This window comes from Mesorhizobium sp. M1A.F.Ca.IN.020.03.2.1, from assembly GCF_004023205.1.
Lineage (GTDB): Bacteria > Pseudomonadota > Alphaproteobacteria > Rhizobiales > Rhizobiaceae > Mesorhizobium.
This window is the reverse complement of the sequence record NZ_RZSV01000439.1, coordinates 1-1,841: the sequence shown is the minus strand read 5'-3', so window position 1 is coordinate 1,841 and position 1,841 is coordinate 1. Positions and strand designations below refer to the sequence as shown.

Genomic DNA, 1,841 nt, shown 5'->3' with positions numbered 1-1,841 from the left:
GCCCATGCCTCACTCTCATCTATTCCGTCGGCGCGCTCTTGGCCGCATCCTTGGCTTGTTTGGCGTCCTTGTCTCCGCCCGCCTCCGCCACCTTATCGGGGCGGGGCGTAGGCAGCGGTGGAGCCTTCTCTTTCGGGGTGACGATCTGGTGTCTGGCGGTCCCCTGGAGCCCGCCTTCTGGCATCTCCGGGCCGGATTCATCCTGTTCGTGTGCGTAGCTATCCGAAGCCGGTTGGATCATGCCGAGGATCGCCTGGTCCTGCGCTTTCAGCTCACGCAGATGACCGATAATCATGTCAACGACACCATTTTGCGATGTGAGCGTTGTGACTTCGGAGCGCAACGAGGCGTTGTCCGCGCGCAAATTGTAGAGCTCTTTTCGTAATGCACCAAGTTCGCGTTGCAATTGTTTCGTGGAAGCGTCACCAGCATCGTTATGATGTGCTTTTTCGATAGAGGCATTTGCTTTGGTATAATACATCGCTCCGCCCACAAGAGCGAAAGCCGCGCCGACGGCGATTACTCTGATAACCATTCCCAATCCGCTATCTTCGGTGGAAAAATGTTTAATTCGGCGTTCAGACCCGTAAATGCCCATGAGTTTTCTTCTTGGTGCACGTTTGGCAACAGATGCGAGAATCAATCAGCGATTGAGAGCATCGGGGGGTGACAATGAGATTCCTTATGGCATATTCAGGCCAAATTGCAACATACAGCAAAAGGAAAGCGCGAATGTATGCCCGCAAAATCCTCCTGGCGTCATGCGCCATTTTCGCCACGGTCATTGCGGCCAAGGCCGAGCTGAATCTGTGGCAGCAAGGTTTCGTGGGCTGCACCGTTACCTCGTCGCCCTACACCAATCAGGTGCTTTTCAAGGATGCTTCGAAGGTTCGTCCGCTCATGCAGATCGCTGGCATGAACGCATGGGCCGTCCCAACGCCCGATGGCGGCCAACAGGTCGCGCTGACCACACCTGACGGGCTTACGATTTACGGTCGGATTATCGGCCCGTCAGGGGAAGACATCTCGGCCGCACTGCTGGCGACAAAGCCGACGGTAAACCCGGAGGCATCACCTTTCGATCCCGCGCCGGCGGCTGCTTCCCGCCAACCAACGCAGCAGCCCTCCCCGCAAGCGGCCGCCAATACGACTGAACCGCCCAAGCTTCCCGTGCAGCCCAACCCGACCGTGGCGATCAGTCCGCTGGCCGCGTCCACCCGCCAGGCCCGGCCGGCGACCACTCAACAGCCTGTCCAGCAGGCACAACCGGTCCAGCCGGCACAACAAGCGACGGCGGCGCAGCCGCAGCAGCTTGCTTCGGTCGGATCGCAAAACGTGACCGATGTTCCGAAAGCATCGAACGTCGAGCAGCTTATTCAGCAGGCCCAAGATTTTTCGATGTGGTTTCCGGTCAACACGCCGAAGCCCGGTTCACCGCTTGTCTATGTCTTCGTCGATCCGACATGCCCGCATTGCGCCTGGTCTTTCGACCATCTCACGCCCCGCATCAAGGATGACAGCATCGATCTGCGCGTGATCCTAACCCCGATCCTTTCGGCCGAGGCTTTCGACATTGCCGCTTCGATCATGCACCAGGACGACATTGCGACAACGCTCCTCGAGCAATCCCGATCGATCATCGGATCCGGCAAGCCGGCCCCGAAAGTCAATCCGAAGGATTTCGATCCGCGTGTCACCGAGGGTCTGCGCCGGAATGTGCTCTGGATGCGAGCAAACGGCGCACCGGGCGTTCCCTTCTATCTCTATCGTTCCAAGGAGGGCGCGCAGTTCGCATTCGGGTCGATGACCGATGCGCAACTGGCATCCGCCCTTCCCCAGGC

The 1,841-nt window shown here is 58.8% G+C and carries 1 protein-coding gene and 1 pseudogene; one reads left to right on the top strand and one right to left on the bottom strand.

The window, feature by feature from the left end:
• Nucleotides 1-19: 19 nt before the first annotated feature.
• The gene (locus tag EOA79_RS31810) at nucleotides 20-598 is read right to left on the bottom strand and encodes a hypothetical protein (RefSeq protein WP_128161119.1); all 579 of its coding nucleotides are present in this window, start codon (nucleotides 596-598) and stop codon (nucleotides 20-22) included.
• Between the two features lie 134 nt (nucleotides 599-732).
• Here EOA79_RS31810 and EOA79_RS31805 point away from each other — a divergent pair.
• Nucleotides 733-1,841 (top strand): annotated as a pseudogene (locus tag EOA79_RS31805) (hypothetical protein); the annotation flags it as partial.

Bases quoted from the DNA above. Each gene is read 5' to 3' on its own strand.
- EOA79_RS31810 (WP_128161119.1), bottom strand. From the start codon at position 598: ATGGGCATTTACGGGTCTGAACGCCGAATTAAACATTTTTCCACCGAA.